Genomic DNA, 17,467 nt, shown 5'->3' with positions numbered 1-17,467 from the left:
TTCAGAGGGACAAAAACAATGCACACATACCCCGTTTCCATCAGCCTCTCCAGCTACGGCGCCGAGCTGGTGCGCCAGCAAGGCCAGTTGAGTTTCGTCCAATTGCTGGCCCAGGCCGGCGCGCGGCGCATCGAGTGGCGTGAAGAACTGCTGACCGTCGAGCAACCCGCCGAGCTGGCCCAGGCCGTCGCGGCATTGGGCCTGGAAGCGGTGTTTTCATCGCCGCTGGAACTGTGGGTCGCCGGTCGCGCCCAGCCGAATGCTGAACTGAGCGCAACGCTGGATCGCGCCCAGGCCTTCGGCGCGCGCTGGCTGAAAGTCTCCTTGGGCTACTTCACCGACACCAACGACCTGGAAAGCCTGCACGCACTGCTGCGGCGTCACCCGGTGCACCTGCTGGTGGAAAACGACCAGACCCTGCACGGCGGCCGTATCGAACCCCTGCAACGCTTTTTCAGCGAAGTCGAACGCCTGGGCCTGCCGATCAAAATGACCTTCGATATCGGCAACTGGCAATGGCAGGACCAGTCCGCCCTTACCGCCGCGCGCCTGCTGGGCCGGCATGTGGACTACCTGCACTGCAAGGCCGTGAGCCGTCGCGCGGACGGCAAGCTGGTGGCGCTGCCGCCTGGCGCCACCGATTTGCATCAGTGGGAACAACTGCTCTCCCACATGACTCAAGGCATTACACGGGCAGTGGAATTTCCGCTGCAAGGCGACGACCTGCTCGATGTCACCGCACGCCAGGTCGCCAGCCTCGCCGTGCTTGGCCAACCTCTCGCGGAGAACGCCCATGTCTGAGATCGATGTGTTGTCGTTTGGGGAAACCATGGCGATGCTCGTCGCCGAACAGACCGGCGACCTGGCCCAGGTCAGCCAGTTTCACAAACGCATCGCCGGGGCCGACAGCAACGTCGCCATCGGCCTGTCGCGGCTGGGCTTCAACGTGGCCTGGCTGAGCCGGGTGGGCGACGATTCCCTGGGCCGCTTTGTGGTGGACACTCTCAGCCGCGAAGGCTTGGACTGCCGGCACGTGGCCGTCGACCCGCTGCACCCCACCGGGTTTCAATTCAAATCCCGCGAAGAAGCCGGTGCCGATCCCCAGGTGGAATATTTCCGCAAGGGCTCCGCCGCCAGCCATCTGTCCGTCGCCGATATCAGCCCCGCGCTGCTGCAGGCCCGCCATCTGCATGCCACCGGCATTCCCCCGGCGTTATCGCCAGCCACCGGCGAGCTGTCCCGCGCGCTGATGACGCAAATGCGCCAAGCCGGGCACAGCGTGTCGTTCGATCCCAACCTGCGCCCGTCGCTGTGGGCCAGCCAGGCGCAGATGATTGCCGAGATCAACGCCCTCGCCGGCCTGGCCGACTGGGTTTTGCCGGGCCTGGGCGAAGGTCGCTTGCTCACCGGTTTCGATGACCCGGCCGACATTGCCGCGTTCTACCTCGACCAAGGCGCCGAAGCCGTGGCGATCAAGCTCGGTGCGGATGGCGCCTACTACCGCACCCAGCTGGACCAAGGATTTATCGCCGCCGTGCCGGTGGAAAAAGTCGTCGACACCGTGGGTGCCGGCGACGGTTTTGCCGTGGGCATGATCAGTGCCCTGCTGGAAAAACTCAGCTTCCCCGAGGCCGTGCGTCGCGGCAATTGGGTCGGCAGCCGCGCCGTGCAAAGTCGTGGTGACATGGAGGGCCTGCCCACCCGCGCCGAACTGCTCGGTCGATCCGTCGCCTGACATCCAACACCCTGTTGCCACAACTACAACAAGCTCAGGAGCAAGCCCATGGAAACCGTGAAACTCGCCACCCGCCGCTGGTGGTACATCATGCCTATCGTGTTTATCACCTACAGCCTGGCGTACCTGGACCGCGCCAACTACGGCTTCGCCGCCGCCTCCGGGATGGCCGAAGACCTGATGATCACCCCGGGCATGTCGTCATTGCTGGGAGCGCTGTTCTTCCTCGGCTACTTTTTCTTCCAGGTGCCGGGAGCGATCTATGCGCAAAAGCGCAGCGTCAAGAAACTGATTTTTGTCAGCCTGATCCTGTGGGGCGGCCTGGCCACCCTCACCGGCGTGGTGTCCAACGCCTATATGCTGGTCGCCATCCGCTTTCTGCTCGGCGTGGTGGAAGCGGCGGTGATGCCGGCGATGCTGGTGTACCTGTGCCACTGGTTCACCCGCGCCGAACGCTCGCGGGCCAATACCTTTCTGATCCTCGGCAACCCGGTGACCATGTTGTGGATGTCGGTGGTGTCGGGCTACCTGGTGCAGCATTTCAGCTGGCGCTGGATGTTTATCATCGAAGGCCTGCCGGCGGTGCTGTGGGCGTTTATCTGGTGGAAGCTGGCCGATGAACGTCCCAAGGACGCCACTTGGTTGAGCGACGGGCAAAAGCAGGAACTGGAAACTGCCCTGGCCGCCGAACAGGTCGGCATCAAGGCAGTGAAGAACTACGCCGAAGCCTTCCGCTCGCCCAAAGTGATCATCCTGGCCTTGCAGTTCTTTTGCTGGAGCATCGGGGTGTACGGGTTTGTGCTGTGGCTGCCGTCGATCCTCAAACAAGGCTTGCAGATGGACATGGTCGAGGCCGGCTGGCTGTCGGCATTGCCTTACCTGGCGGCGGTGATCGGCATGCTGCTGGTGAGCTGGGGCTCGGACAAGCTGCAAAAACGTAAACGCTTTGTGTGGCCACCGCTGCTGATCGCCTCCATTGCGTTCTATGCCTCCTACGTGCTCGGCGCCGAACATTTCTGGTGGTCCTACACCCTGCTGGTGATTGCCGGGGCGTGCATGTATGCGCCTTACGGCCCGTTCTTCGCCATCGTGCCGGAAATCCTGCCGGCCAACGTCGCCGGCGGCGCCATGGCGCTGATCAACAGCATGGGCGCCCTCGGCTCGTTCGGCGGCTCGTACCTGGTGGGTTACCTCAACAGCAGCACCGGCTCGCCCGGCGCCTCGTACCTGTTGATGAGCGGCGCGCTGATGCTGTCGGTGGTGCTGACGATTTTCCTCAAGCCCGGCGCCAGCGACCGTCAACGCGCGCCATTGCCACCCCTTGAATTGAAGGTAAAAGCCCAATGAAAAAGTCTGTGGTGCTGTACAAAAAACTCTCCGCGCCGCTGATGGCGCGCCTGCACGAGCAGGTGGACGTCACCCTGATCGAAGCTCTGGATGACACCGGCCTGGCCAAGCTGCGCGACGCCCTGCCGAACGCCCATGGCCTGCTGGGCGCCAGCCTGCGCCTGGACGCGCACTTGCTGGACCTGGCGCCGCAACTGGAAGCGGTGGCCAGCGTTTCGGTGGGGGTCGACAACTACGATATCGACTACCTCACCCGACGCGGCATCCTGCTCAGCAACACCCCGGACGTACTCACCGAAACCACCGCCGACACCGGCTTCGCGCTGATCCTGGCCAGCGCCCGCCGCGTGGTGGAGCTGGCCGATATGGTTCGCGCCGGGCAATGGCATAAGAACATTGGCCCGGCGCATTTCGGCAGCGATGTGCACGGCAAGACCCTGGGCATCATCGGCATGGGCCGCATCGGCGAAGCCCTGGCCCAGCGCGGGCATTTCGGCTTCGGCATGCCGGTGCTCTACCACAGCCACTCGCCCAAGCCACGGGTCGAAGAGCGCTTCGGCGCGCAGTACCGCAGCCTTGAAGACTTGCTGCAACAGGCCGATTTTGTCTGCCTGACTCTGCCGCTGACCGCCGAGACCGAAAAGCTGATCGGCGCCGAGCAGTTCGCGCTGATGGGCCCGGACACGATCTTTATCAATATTTCCCGCGGCAAGGTGGTGGACGAAGCGGCGCTGATCGAGGCGTTGCAGCAACGCACGATCCGCGCGGCGGGGCTGGATGTGTTCGAGAGGGAACCGCTGGCTCACAGCTCGCCGTTGCTGCGGTTGAACAACGTGGTGGCCACGCCCCACATCGGCTCGGCGACCCACGAAACGCGCGAGGCCATGGCCACCTGTGCGGTGGATAATCTGTTGGCCGCTCTGGCGGGCGAGAAGCCGAAAAACCTGGTCAACCCGACCGCCTGGAAGCAATAGCCACACCGAAGGCAAACACAGATCACCTGTGAGAGGGGGCTTGCCACCTCCCACAGAGCGGCGTCAGATCACGAACTTGGCCACCATCGCGTTCAAGTCCACCGCCAGGCGCGACAGTTCATGGCTGGCGGCGCTGGTCTGGTTGGCGCCGGAGGTGGACTGGGACGCCAGGTCGCGGATATTGACCAGGTTGCGGTCCACTTCGCGGGACACCTGGGCCTGTTCTTCCGAGGCGCTGGCGATTACCAGGTTGCGCTCGTTGATCAGGCTGATGGACTGGGTGATCTGCTCCAGCGCCACACCGGCGGCGCGCGCCATTTCCAGGGTGTCCTGGGTGCGCTGATTGCTCTGCTGCATCGATTGCACGGCCTCGCCGGTACCATTCTGGATGCCAGCGACCATTTTCTCGATCTCCTGGGTCGACTGCGCGGTGCGATGGGCCAAGGCCCGAACTTCGTCGGCCACCACCGCAAAACCGCGCCCGGCCTCACCGGCGCGGGCCGCTTCGATCGCGGCGTTGAGGGCCAGCAGGTTGGTCTGCTCGGCAATCGCGCGGATCACGTCGAGCACCTTACCGATGTCACGCCCCTGGGTGGCCAGACCCTCGATCATCACAGCGGTGCTTTGCACGTCGTGGGTCATGGTCTGGATCGCGTCGACGGTTTGCACCACGCGGTCGCGGCCTTCGCGCGCCGCCTGGTTGGACTGGCGCGAGGCTTCGGAGGTAGACACCGCGTTGCGCGCCACTTCTTCCACCGCGGCGGTCATCTCATTGACCGCCGTGGCGGCCTGGTCGATTTCGTCGTTCTGTTGCTGCAGGCCGCGGGAGGCTTCTTCGGTGACCGCGCTCAACTCTTCAGCCGCCGAGGCCAGTTGAGTGGCCGAGCCGGCGATATGCCGGATGGTCTGGCGCAGGTTGGTCTGCATGGTGGACAACGCCCCGAGCAGGCGTGCCGGCTCGTCCTTGCCGTCGTCCTCAATCATGCCACTAAGGTTGCCGCCGGCGATGGTCTCGGCCACCTGCACGGCTTTGCGCAGCGGCGTGACGATGCTGCGGGTCAGCAGCCAGGCCAGCAGCACCGTCAACAGTGCGGCGGCGACCGAGACCACCACAATGCCGGTGATGGCGCTGTTATAGCTCTGGCCCGCTACATCATTGGCTTGCTTGGCCGCCGCGCCGTTCATCGCAATCAGTTTGTTCAGTTGCTCGCCCATCTGGTCGGTGCCGTCCTTGATCCGGGTGTTGATCAGGGTGCGCATTTCTTCGACCTTGCCGTCCCGGGACAGGCTGAGCATATCGGCCTGGGCTTTCAGATAGTTGTCCAGCGTGCTGGAGAACGTCTTGAACAGCGCCGCTTCATCCGGTCCTGCAGGCAAAGCCGCGTAGGCGGCCTGGGCTGTCTTGGCCTTGTCGACCAACACCCCAATGCGGGTTTCGGCTTCCTTGAGCGCCGCAGGTTCGCGGTTGACCAATACGCGAAACGACAGAATGCGCATGCGCAACACGTTCTCGGTCACCTGCCCCAGGAAGGTCACACTGGGCAGTTGATTGGTATTCATGTCCACCGATGCTTGACGAATCAAGGTCATACGGTTGGCCGCGAACCCACCCAGCAGCACCACTAACAACGCGATAAAGGCGAAACCCAGCGAAGCGCGAGGGGCGATATTCAAATGACGAAGCGACATAGACGTGTTCTCGAAGTGAGTGCCTGCGCGCAATCCCTGCCGCGAAACGATCAATCAGCGGCAACGCGCTGCCTGACCTTGGACGCCACTGTTGTTTTTAATAGGTGGGCCTGTAAGCAGTATCGGCAAGGATTGGGAATTTATGCAGGGCGCTTATAAATATTTTTTTACACTTCTGAGCATCGGCGCTTTCTGGCATCCTGCGCCTCCCTTTTCCGACCCGAGCCCATATTTTGTCTGACGCTCAAGCCCCCCGCCCCCGCTATAAATCCGACCTGATCTACGGCCTGGAAGACCGTCCGCACTTCAGCGCGGCGATCTTCGCTGCGCTGCAGCATGTGCTGGCCAGTTTTGTCGGCATCATCACCCCGACCCTGATCGTCGGCGGCGTACTCGGCCTGGAAAGCGAAGTGCCGTATCTGGTGAGCATGGCGCTGTTCGTCTCGGGCCTGGGCACCTTTGTCCAAGCGCGTACGTTCGGCCCCATCGGCTCGGGCTTGCTGTGCCTGCAAGGCACCAGTTTTTCGTTTATCAGCGTGATTCTCAGCGCCGGCTTTATGGTCAAGGCCCGCGGCGGCGGCACCGATGAAATTCTCTCGACGATCTTCGGCATCTGCTTTTTTGCGGCGTTTATCGAAGTGGTGCTCAGCCAGTTCATCGGCAAGCTGCGCAAACTCATCACCCCGGTGGTAACCGGCACCATCATCACTTTGATGGGCCTGTCCTTGATCAAGGTGGCCGTCACCGACATGGCCGGCGGCTTCGGCGCCAGCGACCTCGGTGCGGCCGGCAACATGGGCCTGGCGGCCCTGGTGTTGCTGACCATCGTGGTGCTCAACCGCTTCAATAACCCATTCCTGCGCCTGGGTTCGATCGTGATCGGCCTGACCCTGGGCTTTGTGGTGGCCTGGTGGCTGGGCCGCGTCGATATGGCGGCGCTGCCCCAGGTGCCATTGATCAGCGTGCCGGTGCCGTTCAAGTACGGGTTTTCGTTCGACTGGGTGGCGTTTATTCCAGTGGCGGTGATCTTCCTGATTTCGCCGTTGGAAGCCGCCGGCGACCTGACCGCCAACTCGATGATTTCCCAGCAGCCGGTAAAGGGCCCGCTGTATATCAAACGCATCAAGTCCGGCCTGCTGGCCGACGGCCTCAACTCGGCGATGGCCGCCACGTTCAACAGCCTGCCGATGGTGACCTTTGCCCAGAACAATGGGGTGATCCAACTGACCGGCGTGGCCAGCCGCTATGTGGCGTACTTCATTGCCGGCCTGCTGGTGCTGCTGGGGCTATTCCCCATGATCGGCGCGGTGCTGCAACTGATGCCCAAACCGGTGCTGGGCGGCGCCACGCTGATCATGTTCGGCACCGTGGCGGTGGCCGGTATCAAGATCCTCGCCGAGGCCGGCCTGCACCGGCGCAACGTACTGATCGTGGCGATTTCCCTGGGCATGGGCCTGGGCGTCGCCGCCGTGCCGGAAGTGCTGCGCGAGTTGCCCAAGGCGCTGCATAACATCTTCGAATCGCCGATCACCGTAGGAGCGTTCTGTGCAATCCTGCTGAACATTTTCCTGCCCGAAGAGTTCATAGAGTTGGAAGAAGATGAATTCGATCCGGAGTCCTCTACCCTCAAGGTGATGCAAGACCCGGACGTCACGAACTAGGAGCCCTCACATGCGCAAGCTCATGGTGCTATCGCTGCTGCTACTGACCCTGAGCGCCTGCGCGCTGTTTCCGAACCGCGACCCGGTGAACATCAACGTGGTGGGCATCGAACCGCTACAAAGCCAAGACTTGGAAGTGCGCTTCGCCGTCAAACTGCGGGTGCAGAACCCCAACGAAACGGCGATTGACTACAACGGTGTGGCTCTCGACCTGGAAGTCAACGGCCGGCCGTTGGCCTCAGGCGTGAGCGACCAGGCCGGCAGCATCCCACGCTTCTCGGAGACCGTTCTGACGGTGCCGGTCAGCGTTTCGGCATTTTCGGTGTTGCGTCAAACCCTGGGCCTGAGCCAGACCCAGAGTTTGAACAACCTGCCCTATGTGCTGCGGGGCAAACTGGCCGGGGGGCTGTTCGGCACCATGCGTTTCGTTGACCGAGGTACGTTGGATATGCCTAACGGCGCGACGTGGTAAAGCCTGCGCAACCGACCGATACCCCGCCATCGGGGGCAAGCCCCCTCCCACAGGTTGGCCCATGGGCAAATTTGGAGGCAACACAGACCCCCTGTGGGAGGGAGCTTGCTCCCGATGGCAGTGGCAAAGTCAACATATCGACTGGCTGGCTCTGCGCCATCGGGACGAGCCCTCCCCAGCCTTCCTGCCAATGCTTCAGTCCGTGATATAGCGCACGCCGGGTTTGGCGCGTTCATCCACCACCAGCTCGAACACATCCGGCCGTGCGTAATGCCCCACCACGTCGTAGTCATACCGCGCGCGCACCAGGTCGTCGGTATCAATCTGCGCCGTCAGCAGCCCCGCTTCGCCCACCAGCGGCCCGGCCAGGATGTCGCCCATCGGGCCGACAATCACGCTGCCGCCTGCAATCAACGGGCGGTCCGAAGGCCAGTTGGCAATCTTCACGCCGAGGGCTTCGGGCGACGCCTGCACCTGGCAAGCGCTGACCACGAAACAGCGGCCTTCATGGGCTACATGGCGCATGCTCACCTGCCACATCTCGCGCTCGTCCACGGTGGGTGCACACCAGACTTCCACGCCCTTGGCGTACATCGCGGTGCGCAGCAGCGGCATCATGTTTTCCCAGCACACCGCGCCGCCGATACGGCCCACCGCGGCGTCGATCACCGGCAAGGTGGAACCGTCACCCTTGCCCCAGATCAGCCGCTCGGTGCCGGTAGGCATCAGTTTGCGGTGCTTGGCCACCAGGCCGCCGGCGGGTTCGAAATACAGCACCGTGCAGTACAAGGTATTGCCGCTGCGCTCGATCACGCCCAGCACCAGGCTGGCGCCCGTGCGCGCCGATAACCCGGCCAGGGCGTCGGTTTCCGCGCCAGGTACATCGATGGCATTGGCAAAGTAACGGGCGAAGGCTTCGCGCCCTTCGGGCAGGCGATAACCCAGTTGCGTACCGAACCCTTCGCCTTTGGGGTAGCCACCGAGGAGCGCCTCGGGCATCACCACCAATTGCGCGCCGCTGCGGCGGATCTGGTCTTCATAACCGAGGATCTGTTCCAGGGTGTCGGCCTTGCCGCCCGGTAGGGAGCCGATTTGCAAGGCCGCGACGGTAGAAATAGGCATAACGTTCACTCCGATGATTGGCTGGGGGTTGCCCATTCTCCCGCCACCCCGGATCATGAATAAAGCCCACTTCAGTACTGAATGATATGAGCCAAATGAATATCGCCCAGGTCGATCTGAACCTGCTCAAAACCTTCGAAGCACTCCATGACGAGTCCAGCGCCAGCCGCGCCGCCTTGCGCCTGGGCGTGACCCAATCGGCCATCAGCGCTGGGCTGCGGCGCTTGCGCCAGGTGTACGGCGACCCGTTGTTTGTGCGCACCGGTCGCGGCCTGGCGCCGACGTTGCGGGCCAACCAACTCAAACCGGTGATCAGTGAAGCACTGGACCGTTGCCGTCAGAGCCTGGCCATGGTCGACCCGGTCAATCAGCAGTACCAGGGGCGTTCGGTGGTGGTGGGTTTGTCCGATGACTTTGAAATCGCCTACGGCCGTCGGTTGATGACGCAGATCGCACAACGCCTGCCGCAATTGCGCGTGATCTTTCGCCAGACCCATAGCCAGATTGTCGCCGGCGCGCTGCTCGACCGCACACTGGACCTGGCGATCACCGCCGGCGGGTTTGCCCAGGGCCGGTTAAGCCGACAGGTGTTGGGCGAAGGGGATTACCGCTGCCTGGTGGACCCGGACAGCCTGGCGCCCGGTCAGCAAGGCATCGACCTGGACGAGTTTGTGCGCCGCGCCCATGTGCTGGTGTCGTCCGGCGGGTTTATCGGGATCACCGACGAGGGGCTGGCAGCACAGGGGCTGAGCCGCCATGTGTGCGCCTCCACCAGCCACTTCGCCGCGCTGCCGTTTCTACTCAAAGGCAGCCAGGCCGTTGCCACCATCCCCGGGCATGCGGCGCAGGCCATTGCCGAGATGACCGGCCTGCGCGTGCTGAGCTGCCCGTTGGCGCTGCCGCGCTACCCGGTGGAACTGGGATGGCGCACCCAGGCTCAGCTCGATCCGATGTTGCTGAAAGTCCGCGAAGCGATTGTGGCGAGCTTTACTTAGCTGCTGCCATCAGTTTGTTGACTTCGCTGCGCACCATGTTGGAAAACTCCGGCGGCGACATGCCGTCCAGTTCCGCACGGACCCACTCGGCCCATTTGCCCTTGCGCTTGGCGCGCTCGCCGAACAACCGCGCGGCTTCGCCCTTGGCCTTGCCCAGATTGGTTTGCCACAGGTCGTAGAGGCGCGACTTTTCATCTTCCAGCTCGGCGCGTTCGGCGAGGGTCTTGTTGGCGAGATTGAAGCTCATGTTGAATTACCTGCTGCACAAATAGGTGGCATCTTACACTGTAGGTCGAAATTTCCTGATTCGGATTTTGCCCGGCACTGCGCCCCAGCAAAAAAAAAGCAACTTTTAAGGGCGCCGGGTACTCCATTGTTCACTGTTACATTCACTTGCAAGGAGTCACCCCATGGCCCGCAAAACCGCCGCGCAAACCGCCGCCGACCAAATCAAGGACCAAGCTTTCAGTGAGCTCGCCGCGCTGATCGAAGAGTCCGACAAGTTGCTCAAGAGCAGCGCCAACCTGGTGGGCGAAGAAGGAGAAACCCTGCGTGAGCAGGTCGCCCTGAAGCTCAAACAAGCCATGGACTCCGTGACCAACGTACGTGAGCGCACCCAACCGATGGTCGATGCGACCGAAACCTATATCGGTGGCCACCCGTGGCAGACCGTCGCCATCTCGGCGGGCTTCGGCCTGGTGGTTGGCCTGTTGCTGGGTCGCCGCAACTAAACGTCGCCCGTCGCGCCGCTGCCACGCAGCGGCGTTTCAATGTCAGTTGGCCCAGTCACGCAACTGATTCAACGCCTGAAGTTCCACTTCAACCCCCTGCCCCAGCGACTTCGCCCGTGTGCGATGGCGCCTATCCCCCGGTAACCGCCGCAACCCTACGGCATGCATCTGCCGCACCAGTTCCTGGCTGCGCTCGGCAAAGCTTTGCCCGGCGGTTTTGCTCGGGTCGATAACAATCAACAGTTGCCCGGTCCATGGCGTACGCGCGCCAGGGTGATCGGCCCAGTTGAATTCGAAGGAAAAGTGCCCGCCGGTCAGGGCCGCCGCCAGCAGCTCGACCATCATCGACAGCGCCGAGCCTTTGTGCCCGCCGAATGGCAACAGCGCACCGCCCTCCAGCACGGCCTTGGGATCGGTGGTGGGCTGACCGAGGCTGTCCACCCCCATGCCCGGCGGCAAACGTTCGCCCTTGCGCGCCGCGATCTGCACGTCGCCATGGGCGATGGCGCTGGTGGCCAGGTCGAAGACAATCGGCGGGCCGTCGGCGCGCGGCGCCGCGAACGCAATAGGGTTGGTGCCGAACAACGGGCGATCGGCGCCGTGGGGCACCACGCAGGTCATGCTGTTGACCACGCTCAGCGCCACCAACCCCTCTTCGGCGAACGGCTCGACATCCGGCCACAGCGCCGCGAAGTGATGAGAATTGTGAATCGCCAGCAAGGCGATGCCGGCACTGCGCGCCTTGCTCACCAGCAGTGGCCGGGCCGCCGCCAGTGCCGGCTGGGCGAACCCATTGCCGGCATCCACCCGCACAAAACCGGACGCCACGTCCGTGACCACCGGAATGGCCTTGCCGTCGACCCAGCCGCTGGCCAGGGTGCTGAGGTAACCGGGGATACGGAAGATGCCGTGGCTATGGGCGCCGTCGCGTTCGGCACTGGCGCAATTGCGCGCAAGGATCGCGGCCACTTCCGGCGACGTGCCGTGCTGGACGAACACCCTGTGCAGCAACGCCACCAGTTCGGTGAAGCCGATAAGGGTATGGGGACTGTCGACGATCGGGGACTGGGCAGACATCTGTAGCTCCGATTTTAGAATTGGAAGAGACAACAAGAATCCAGACGCTCGATTAAACAACGCCTCATGTGCCTGCTGTCAACGGGCGCCCCCAGTTATCTACCGCCATCCGCGCCGCCGCGCCGCCTAACGTGAAGCCTCATCCCGCCGCCTTGCTGGAGAGCGCACCATGGCGAACCTCACGCCCCCGTATTTCTTCGATGAGTTCCTGCAAAACGTCAAACGCAAGACCCCCACGCCCCGCGAGCGCGCGCTCGGGTTCTCGGTCAGGGACCTCGATTGGCTGCACACGCTGTACTACGCCACCCATACCGCGCGTATCGACCCCAGCGTGCAGCGTTACCCGATGCACGTCGAACGCTTGTCGGTCAACCGGCCCGACCACGCCCCCGTGCCCCTGGCGGGTGTGTTCATGATGAGCCCGACACCCGATGACCACAAAGCGGTGCTGTTTACCCCCTACGGCGGCCTGGAACTGTTCGACAGCCGCGCCGCGCTGCTCCATGAGGTGGATGAACGCCTGACGCAGCCAAGCCGGCGCGCCGAACTCCTGCAATTTCTGGCGATTGTCGAACGCGACGGCTTGCCCAGCACAGAACCCCTGAAGACAACGGGCACGGTGATTCCAGGCGCGGTGATGCAAGACCAGGAACAAACCATCCTGGCCGGCCAACAACACAACGTCACGACGATGCTGGAGGAACTGCGCAAGCTCACCGACCTGCGCGGCATGCTCGACACTCTGCTGGGCATCATGGCCCGCTCGTACTTTCCGGGGCTGGACCAGCGCGACACGCGGGTGAATTTTTTCACCCAGCCCACGCCTATGGAGGAGAGTCGCTGGGTGGCCTCCGAGTCATTGCGCGATGCGCTGCTGCAGTTTTACGTCAAGCAAGCCTGGCCGGCGAACCAGACTCACACGTATTTCAATGTGGGCCATGACGACAGCGCACACACCGCACAACAGAGGGCTCAGGACCACCAGCGCTGGGACAGTGTGGTCGAACAGACCAGCGGCATCCTCTCGAAGCTGTTGAACAGCCTGCTGCAAACCTACTGGAATGAAGATTTCAACCGCGGTCAGTCGCGCCTGCGTTTTTTTGCCCGGGTCATGAGCGACAAGTTTCGCGCCGACCTGCTGTTCAAGCAGCAAGGCCTGGTCCTGTCCAGCCAGGAAAGCCAGGACCTGCGTGCGCTGTTCCTTCCCGACCAGGCGGCGCGTAGCGCCTATGCCAGCCATCTGAGGATAGAAAAGGTCCGAGTGCATGCCCCGTTCCAACATTATGTGGAACTGGCCAGCACGCTGATGATCAGCGATAGCCAGGCCTACCTCTACACCCAATCGCGGGGGTTGCAGGTACTCAAAAACCTGAGCGACCTCAAAGATGCCTTGTTGCAGATGCTCAGAACGGCGGGACACGAGGACGAACTGCTGCACTTTCTGTCGGTGGATGAACGCAGTGCGTTCGTGGGCATGGAACATATCCAAGTGACCGGCAAGCCCATCGCGGGCGATGTGTTCCAGGCAATGATCGAGGACATTGTCACCAAGCAGTCCGACAATCTGGACTATGCCTTGGGGCTCTATCGGCGCAGCAACGGCGTGATCGACCTGGCCGCGCTGCTCGACACTGCCCTGGACGTGCGCAGCATGCTCGACACGCGGCTGCTGGAGCAGGAGGCCGATGGGCGCTGGACCCTTCACCCCATCACCAGCGGCAATGGCCGCCCTACCACCGTCCAATCGGAAAAGGCCAAGGTGCGCCTGGAACGTTTGCAGGCGGTGGCCTCAGCCATGGCGCTGGAACGTAATCGGCAGCCGACCTTGCGCAGCCTGGTCGCCCATGCGCTGGACACCGAGTTGGCCAAGCGTCTGCTCGATCTCAAGGCCGAGCACGTCTATATCAATACCTATGTCACCCCCGCCGCAGAGCGCGAAGAGCGGGCGCCCCATACGTCATTGAGCATGGTCGAGCACTTTATCGCGCGTTTGGCCGGGCAAGCCGATCGGCTCACCGAGTCGACCCTGACCTGGTTCTACACGGAACAGAGCGCCGGCGTGGCCTACCAGTTGCACAACCTGACCATCGACAGTTTCAACGCCGTCATCGAAGAGGTGCTCAGCACGTTCGCGCAACGGGACCTGCGTACCCTGCCCCACCTGCTGCTGGAGAATAACCGGGCGCACCTGAGCCAGGGCATGTTGCAGGGGCTGCGCGGCGAAACCGAATTGAGGCGCCTGGACCATAGCCTGCCGCCCCCTGCCCTGGCGTTACTCGACAGCGCCCTCAATGCCGACGGCATGAGCCGGCTGACCCGCCATGGCCTGAATGGGTTTATCCCGGATGCGTTCAGCCTGAGCCTGTTCCTGGGCACCGCTACCGAGCCTCAGCCCCTGGCCAATGCCTTTGTGCTGACCGAGCGCGGTGGTATCGACCCCATCCACTCGGGCACCGCCCTGCTGTGGACCCCACGGCGTGGCTATGAGGCGTTCGCGTCGATCCAGGCCCTGCGCGACAGGCTCGAGCAGCGCTTGCAAAACCCCGTGCAGCGTCTGCCCCTGCTGGAGAACCTGCCGGTGTCGCGGCGCATCCCTCACCAGGCCTGTCGCCTGGGGCCCTTGCAGCGAATCGACGAACACCTGCTGGACAACCGTCAGCAGAGCTACAGCGACTTCACCCGCGACGAAATCGACCAGGTGCTGGCGATGGAGCTCAGCGCCACGCGCTTCCAGGACTGCATGGACCGCCTGATCCGGCGTCAAACCCCGTCCAATCTGCCCAGGTCGATCACCCTGGCGCGCGCCCTGATCCACCAACAAGCCCTGCCAGTCTGGCTGGGCATGGCACGGCCCCACGAACAGATCCTGCAGGCCGAGCTGCTTGAGCAATATCGCGTCAGTGCGCCTGACGAACGGGACTATCTGCACAGCATCGTGCCGATGCGCGAACACATCTTCAGTACCCTCTCAACCCTGCTCGGCGCGCGGTTCCCCGGCCAGGTGTACAACCCGGATAACGTGCTGATTCCCGGGCGTATCGACCTTGAAGGCCACACCCAGACGCTGACGGACTTCGCGTTGCGGCACCTGCCCGATCTGCGCGCCGAGACGATCCGCCCGCGCTCGCGCACCAGCGTCCCACTGCCGGAGACACTCGACGGCGCGGCCATCGTGCAATTGGTGCGACAACTGGATTTGAAAACGCTGTACCGCCAAGTGTTGAGCGGCCTGCTCCAGGGGCAGAGCGACGACGCGCGTGAGCGGCGCCGCCTTTTCTGCCGGCAGCTGCCGTGGCAATTGTTGCAGTACGCCCATGAACAAACCCTCACTGAACGGCTGTCCGCCACGGCCTGGGGTTTTATTCGGCAAGTCTTCGACATGCCCGACGCCGTGGCCCGTGCGGCGGTGCATGGGGTTACGGCGATGATCCGCCCGCTGGAGCTGATCGCCACCGCCGGCGCCAGTCAGGCCAAGGTATTGGGCTGTTACCTGATCAGCCCCAAGCCCGGCGCGTCCGGGCCGTTGGTGCTGTATGCACCGTACAGCCCCAAACATTTGTTGAAAGAGTTCCCCAGCGAGGCGGCGCTCCTGCACGAATTCACCAGCCCTGGCGCGCTACAGGAATGGGTGATCGGGCAGTTGCAAGCGCCCCATCAAGCCACGTACCGCAATCTGCTGAACGAGCGCTGGCGCCCGGATCTCTCGGACATCCGCTTGGGTGACTCGCCCATCGCCGGCAACCTGCTCAACCGACTGTTCGACGACAATACCCAGATGCTGCTGCAGATGCTGGCCGGCCAGTTTTGCGCGTCAGGCAAGACCCATTGGGACGCGGTGACCAGCCTGTTGAGCAAGGGCATACCCAAGGGCCTGCAATTTATGGCCGGCAAACTGACCTACCCGCTGACGGTGTGGCGCAGCTACCAACTGTTCAAAACATCGGCCGAAGACTTACAGGAACACCGCTGGCAGCACTCGCTCAAAACCTTTGTCGCGGGCGTGGCCGAACTGGCCTCGTTGCGCAAAGCGCTGGACCAGTGGCTGCCGCCAACCCCACCCAGCGAACAACCGCTGCCCTTTGACGACTGGCTAGATGCCCCTGCCCCCGTGGCCGCCAGCCTGGACGAGCTGGACCTGACCGCACCTGGGCGAACCGCCTTGCAAACCTTCGAAAATCACCAGGTTGCCCTGAGCGACCTGGAGCGCAGCGCGCCACCCTTCGTGTACACCGACAACGACACGCGCACGCATTTCGTGCCATTGGCGGGAAAGGTCTATTCGGTGAGAAAAGCTGGGGAACGCTGGCGCCTGAGCCGCGACGAGCAGCACGGCCCTTATGTGCGAGCCAACGCCCAGGGCGAATGGACCCTGGACCTGGACCGCCATCACCCGCGCTACGGCAAAACCCTGAGCCGCTACGCGGGCAAAATGCAAACCTGGGCGGCGGAGCGCGACGCTATCAATATCGAGGCGGTGGGCATGCGCGAAATTGCCGCCCTGTCGAGCTGGAAGGCCCAGTGCATCGACGAAGCGCTCAACGTCGCGACCTATTACGCGGTGACCTGCAAACGCAACCTGCTGCACTTTGCGCCGCTGCGCGAACCCGACAGCCGGCTGGGACGGTTCTTCAGTGAGTTGTTCGGCGTGGTTACGCTGACCGGCGAGCAGGTGCAACGAATTGAGCGACGCGTCGACGAAGTGCTCGATGAGCTGATCAACCATACCCTGGTCGGCCCGGACTCCCAGCGCTTCGTCTGCGGCACCCATCGCTACAGCCCGCAAAACACTTTCGCCTTCGTGCTACCCGAGGACCGGGAACAGAAAATCTACCTGGTCGACCGCTTTTTCGATCCGCCGCTGGACATCTATCAGAATCGCCTCACGACACCCTTCAACATCTCTGCCCATGCCCGCGCCACCACGTTGATTCATGAGATCACCCACCTCAAGTCCTTGACTGAAGACCTGGCGTACCTGGACAGCATGCGGCCGTTCCACGACCTGATTAACCTCAACATCAGTGGCGCCAGGCGAATGCACACGGATCTGGCCGACTTGCGCGATACCGCGCTCTCCACACTCACCCCGGCCACCATGCTGTTCAGAACGTGGGACGAGTTCACCCAGCAATGGGAAGACTTTGGAGCCAGTCGTGGGACTTCGCCGCAAAAGGACAAGGTGTTGAGTACTACCGGGACGCGAACCCTGGACGATGCGCGGGCGGTGTTTATGAGTGACGCCAACAAGCGAATCGATACGATTTTGGCCAACGCCGATTCGGTGACTTACCTGATCAGCCAGCTCGGCAGGGAATTGGATGCGGGAGCCTGAACCGGCTCCCGGCGCGATACGTCAGTCTTTCTGGTCACGCAGGATATTGCCCGAGGCGCCGTCGATGCGCGCTTCATACACAGTGCCGTCGGACTTGCGCCCTTTGACTTCCCAGTAGCCGTTATCGTCGGCTTCGGCGGCATAGACTTCAACGTAGCCGGCCTTGGTCTTGGCCACTTCGATGGCCTTTTCGATAGTGATCCAGCCTGCGCCCGGCTTATCGGCCAGGGCGGCACCGGCACTGAGCAGCGCGGAGGTTGCACACAGGGCGACTAAGGTTTTCTTCAACATAACGGAACTCCATAGTGGGGATAACGGACGCGTGTCCTGAA

General features: G+C 63.0%; 14 protein-coding genes. 9 read left to right on the top strand and 5 right to left on the bottom strand.

The features are described 5' to 3' along the window. Window positions 1-18: 18 nt before the first annotated feature. From QRN41_RS14100 to QRN41_RS14085, 4 genes are read left to right on the top strand one after another with little or no spacing between them, the layout of a single operon-like run. On the top strand, window positions 19-801 hold the full coding sequence (locus QRN41_RS14100; protein WP_167417544.1) for a sugar phosphate isomerase/epimerase family protein: 783 nt from the start codon (window positions 19-21) through the stop codon (window positions 799-801). Then, entirely contained in the window at window positions 794-1,735 is a 942-nt protein-coding gene (locus QRN41_RS14095; RefSeq protein WP_167417543.1) for a sugar kinase, read from the top strand. Before QRN41_RS14100 ends, QRN41_RS14095 begins: the two co-directional genes overlap by 8 nt. A 48-nt stretch (window positions 1,736-1,783) precedes the next feature. Continuing rightward, window positions 1,784-3,082, top strand: a complete 1,299-nt coding sequence (locus QRN41_RS14090) for an MFS transporter (RefSeq protein ID WP_034137948.1) — start codon at window positions 1,784-1,786, stop codon at window positions 3,080-3,082. Next, the gene (locus QRN41_RS14085; protein WP_167417542.1) at window positions 3,079-4,056 is read left to right on the top strand and encodes a 2-hydroxyacid dehydrogenase; all 978 of its coding nucleotides are present in this window, start codon (window positions 3,079-3,081) and stop codon (window positions 4,054-4,056) included. Before QRN41_RS14090 ends, QRN41_RS14085 begins: the two co-directional genes overlap by 4 nt. Window positions 4,057-4,119: 63 nt before the next feature. Here the strand turns inward: QRN41_RS14085 and QRN41_RS14080 are convergent, their stop codons facing one another. Beyond that, window positions 4,120-5,745: a methyl-accepting chemotaxis protein gene (locus tag QRN41_RS14080; RefSeq protein WP_034137946.1), complete on the bottom strand. Its 1,626-nt coding sequence runs from the start codon at window positions 5,743-5,745 to the stop codon at window positions 4,120-4,122. A gap of 233 nt (window positions 5,746-5,978) precedes the next feature. On the opposite strand from QRN41_RS14080, the gene QRN41_RS14075 reads away from it, so the two are divergent. Then, window positions 5,979-7,406, top strand: coding sequence for a nucleobase:cation symporter-2 family protein (locus tag QRN41_RS14075; protein ID WP_034097093.1), 1,428 nt, complete (start codon window positions 5,979-5,981; stop codon window positions 7,404-7,406). A 10-nt stretch (window positions 7,407-7,416) separates the two neighbouring features. Then, window positions 7,417-7,878 (top strand): LEA/WHy family protein, encoded by a 462-nt coding sequence (locus QRN41_RS14070; protein WP_034137945.1) that lies wholly within the window; start codon window positions 7,417-7,419, stop codon window positions 7,876-7,878. A gap of 195 nt (window positions 7,879-8,073) precedes the next feature. Here QRN41_RS14070 and QRN41_RS14065 read toward each other — a convergent pair whose 3' ends face one another. Continuing rightward, on the bottom strand, window positions 8,074-9,000 hold the full coding sequence (locus QRN41_RS14065; protein ID WP_034137944.1) for a carbon-nitrogen hydrolase family protein: 927 nt from the start codon (window positions 8,998-9,000) through the stop codon (window positions 8,074-8,076). 86 nt (window positions 9,001-9,086) lie between these two features. On the opposite strand from QRN41_RS14065, the gene QRN41_RS14060 reads away from it, so the two are divergent. Then, window positions 9,087-9,995 (top strand): LysR family transcriptional regulator, encoded by a 909-nt coding sequence (locus tag QRN41_RS14060; protein ID WP_167417539.1) that lies wholly within the window; start codon window positions 9,087-9,089, stop codon window positions 9,993-9,995. Here QRN41_RS14060 and QRN41_RS14055 read toward each other — a convergent pair. After that, window positions 9,988-10,242 (bottom strand): hypothetical protein, encoded by a 255-nt coding sequence (locus tag QRN41_RS14055; RefSeq protein WP_003190904.1) that lies wholly within the window; start codon window positions 10,240-10,242, stop codon window positions 9,988-9,990. The genes QRN41_RS14060 and QRN41_RS14055 overlap by 8 nt on opposite strands. 163 nt (window positions 10,243-10,405) lie before the next feature. Here QRN41_RS14055 and QRN41_RS14050 point away from each other — a divergent pair, with 163 nt between their 5' ends. Next, window positions 10,406-10,726 carry an ElaB/YgaM/YqjD family protein gene (locus QRN41_RS14050; protein ID WP_034097086.1) on the top strand — a complete coding sequence of 107 codons (321 nt, stop codon included), beginning with the start codon at window positions 10,406-10,408 and terminating at the stop codon, window positions 10,724-10,726. Between the two features lie 42 nt (window positions 10,727-10,768). Here QRN41_RS14050 and QRN41_RS14045 read toward each other — a convergent pair whose 3' ends face one another. Next, window positions 10,769-11,803, bottom strand: coding sequence for an Ldh family oxidoreductase (locus tag QRN41_RS14045; RefSeq protein WP_285421687.1), 1,035 nt, complete (start codon window positions 11,801-11,803; stop codon window positions 10,769-10,771). Between the two features lie 169 nt (window positions 11,804-11,972). Here QRN41_RS14045 and QRN41_RS14040 point away from each other — a divergent pair, with 169 nt between their 5' ends. Beyond that, window positions 11,973-17,135: a dermonecrotic toxin domain-containing protein gene (locus tag QRN41_RS14040; RefSeq protein ID WP_285421686.1), complete on the top strand. Its 5,163-nt coding sequence runs from the start codon at window positions 11,973-11,975 to the stop codon at window positions 17,133-17,135. A gap of 21 nt (window positions 17,136-17,156) precedes the next feature. On the opposite strand, the gene QRN41_RS14035 is transcribed toward QRN41_RS14040, so the two are convergent. Then, window positions 17,157-17,426, bottom strand: coding sequence for a PepSY domain-containing protein (locus QRN41_RS14035; protein WP_034097081.1), 270 nt, complete (start codon window positions 17,424-17,426; stop codon window positions 17,157-17,159). Window positions 17,427-17,467: the final 41 nt, after the last annotated feature.

Origin of the sequence: Pseudomonas sp. efr-133-TYG-23, from assembly GCF_030209215.1 — a bacterium.
Taxonomy (GTDB): Bacteria; Pseudomonadota; Gammaproteobacteria; order Pseudomonadales; family Pseudomonadaceae; genus Aquipseudomonas; species Aquipseudomonas rhodesiae.
Note: the sequence above shows the minus strand (reverse complement) of the source record. Positions and strands in the feature narration are given on the sequence as shown.

Bases quoted from the DNA above. Each gene is read 5' to 3' on its own strand.
- QRN41_RS14060 (WP_167417539.1), top strand. From the start codon at position 9,087: ATGAGCCAAATGAATATCGCCCAGGTCGATCTGAACCTGCTCAAAACC.
- QRN41_RS14040 (WP_285421686.1), top strand. From the start codon at position 11,973: ATGGCGAACCTCACGCCCCCGTATTTCTTCGATGAGTTCCTGCAAAAC.
- QRN41_RS14045 (WP_285421687.1), bottom strand. From the start codon at position 11,803: ATGTCTGCCCAGTCCCCGATCGTCGACAGTCCCCATACCCTTATCGGC.
- QRN41_RS14035 (WP_034097081.1), bottom strand. From the start codon at position 17,426: ATGTTGAAGAAAACCTTAGTCGCCCTGTGTGCAACCTCCGCGCTGCTC.
- QRN41_RS14085 (WP_167417542.1), top strand. From the start codon at position 3,079: ATGAAAAAGTCTGTGGTGCTGTACAAAAAACTCTCCGCGCCGCTGATG.
- QRN41_RS14080 (WP_034137946.1), bottom strand. From the start codon at position 5,745: ATGTCGCTTCGTCATTTGAATATCGCCCCTCGCGCTTCGCTGGGTTTC.
- QRN41_RS14090 (WP_034137948.1), top strand. From the start codon at position 1,784: ATGGAAACCGTGAAACTCGCCACCCGCCGCTGGTGGTACATCATGCCT.
- QRN41_RS14100 (WP_167417544.1), top strand. From the start codon at position 19: ATGCACACATACCCCGTTTCCATCAGCCTCTCCAGCTACGGCGCCGAG.
- QRN41_RS14050 (WP_034097086.1), top strand. From the start codon at position 10,406: ATGGCCCGCAAAACCGCCGCGCAAACCGCCGCCGACCAAATCAAGGAC.
- QRN41_RS14055 (WP_003190904.1), bottom strand. From the start codon at position 10,242: ATGAGCTTCAATCTCGCCAACAAGACCCTCGCCGAACGCGCCGAGCTG.
- QRN41_RS14070 (WP_034137945.1), top strand. From the start codon at position 7,417: ATGCGCAAGCTCATGGTGCTATCGCTGCTGCTACTGACCCTGAGCGCC.
- QRN41_RS14065 (WP_034137944.1), bottom strand. From the start codon at position 9,000: ATGCCTATTTCTACCGTCGCGGCCTTGCAAATCGGCTCCCTACCGGGC.
- QRN41_RS14095 (WP_167417543.1), top strand. From the start codon at position 794: ATGTCTGAGATCGATGTGTTGTCGTTTGGGGAAACCATGGCGATGCTC.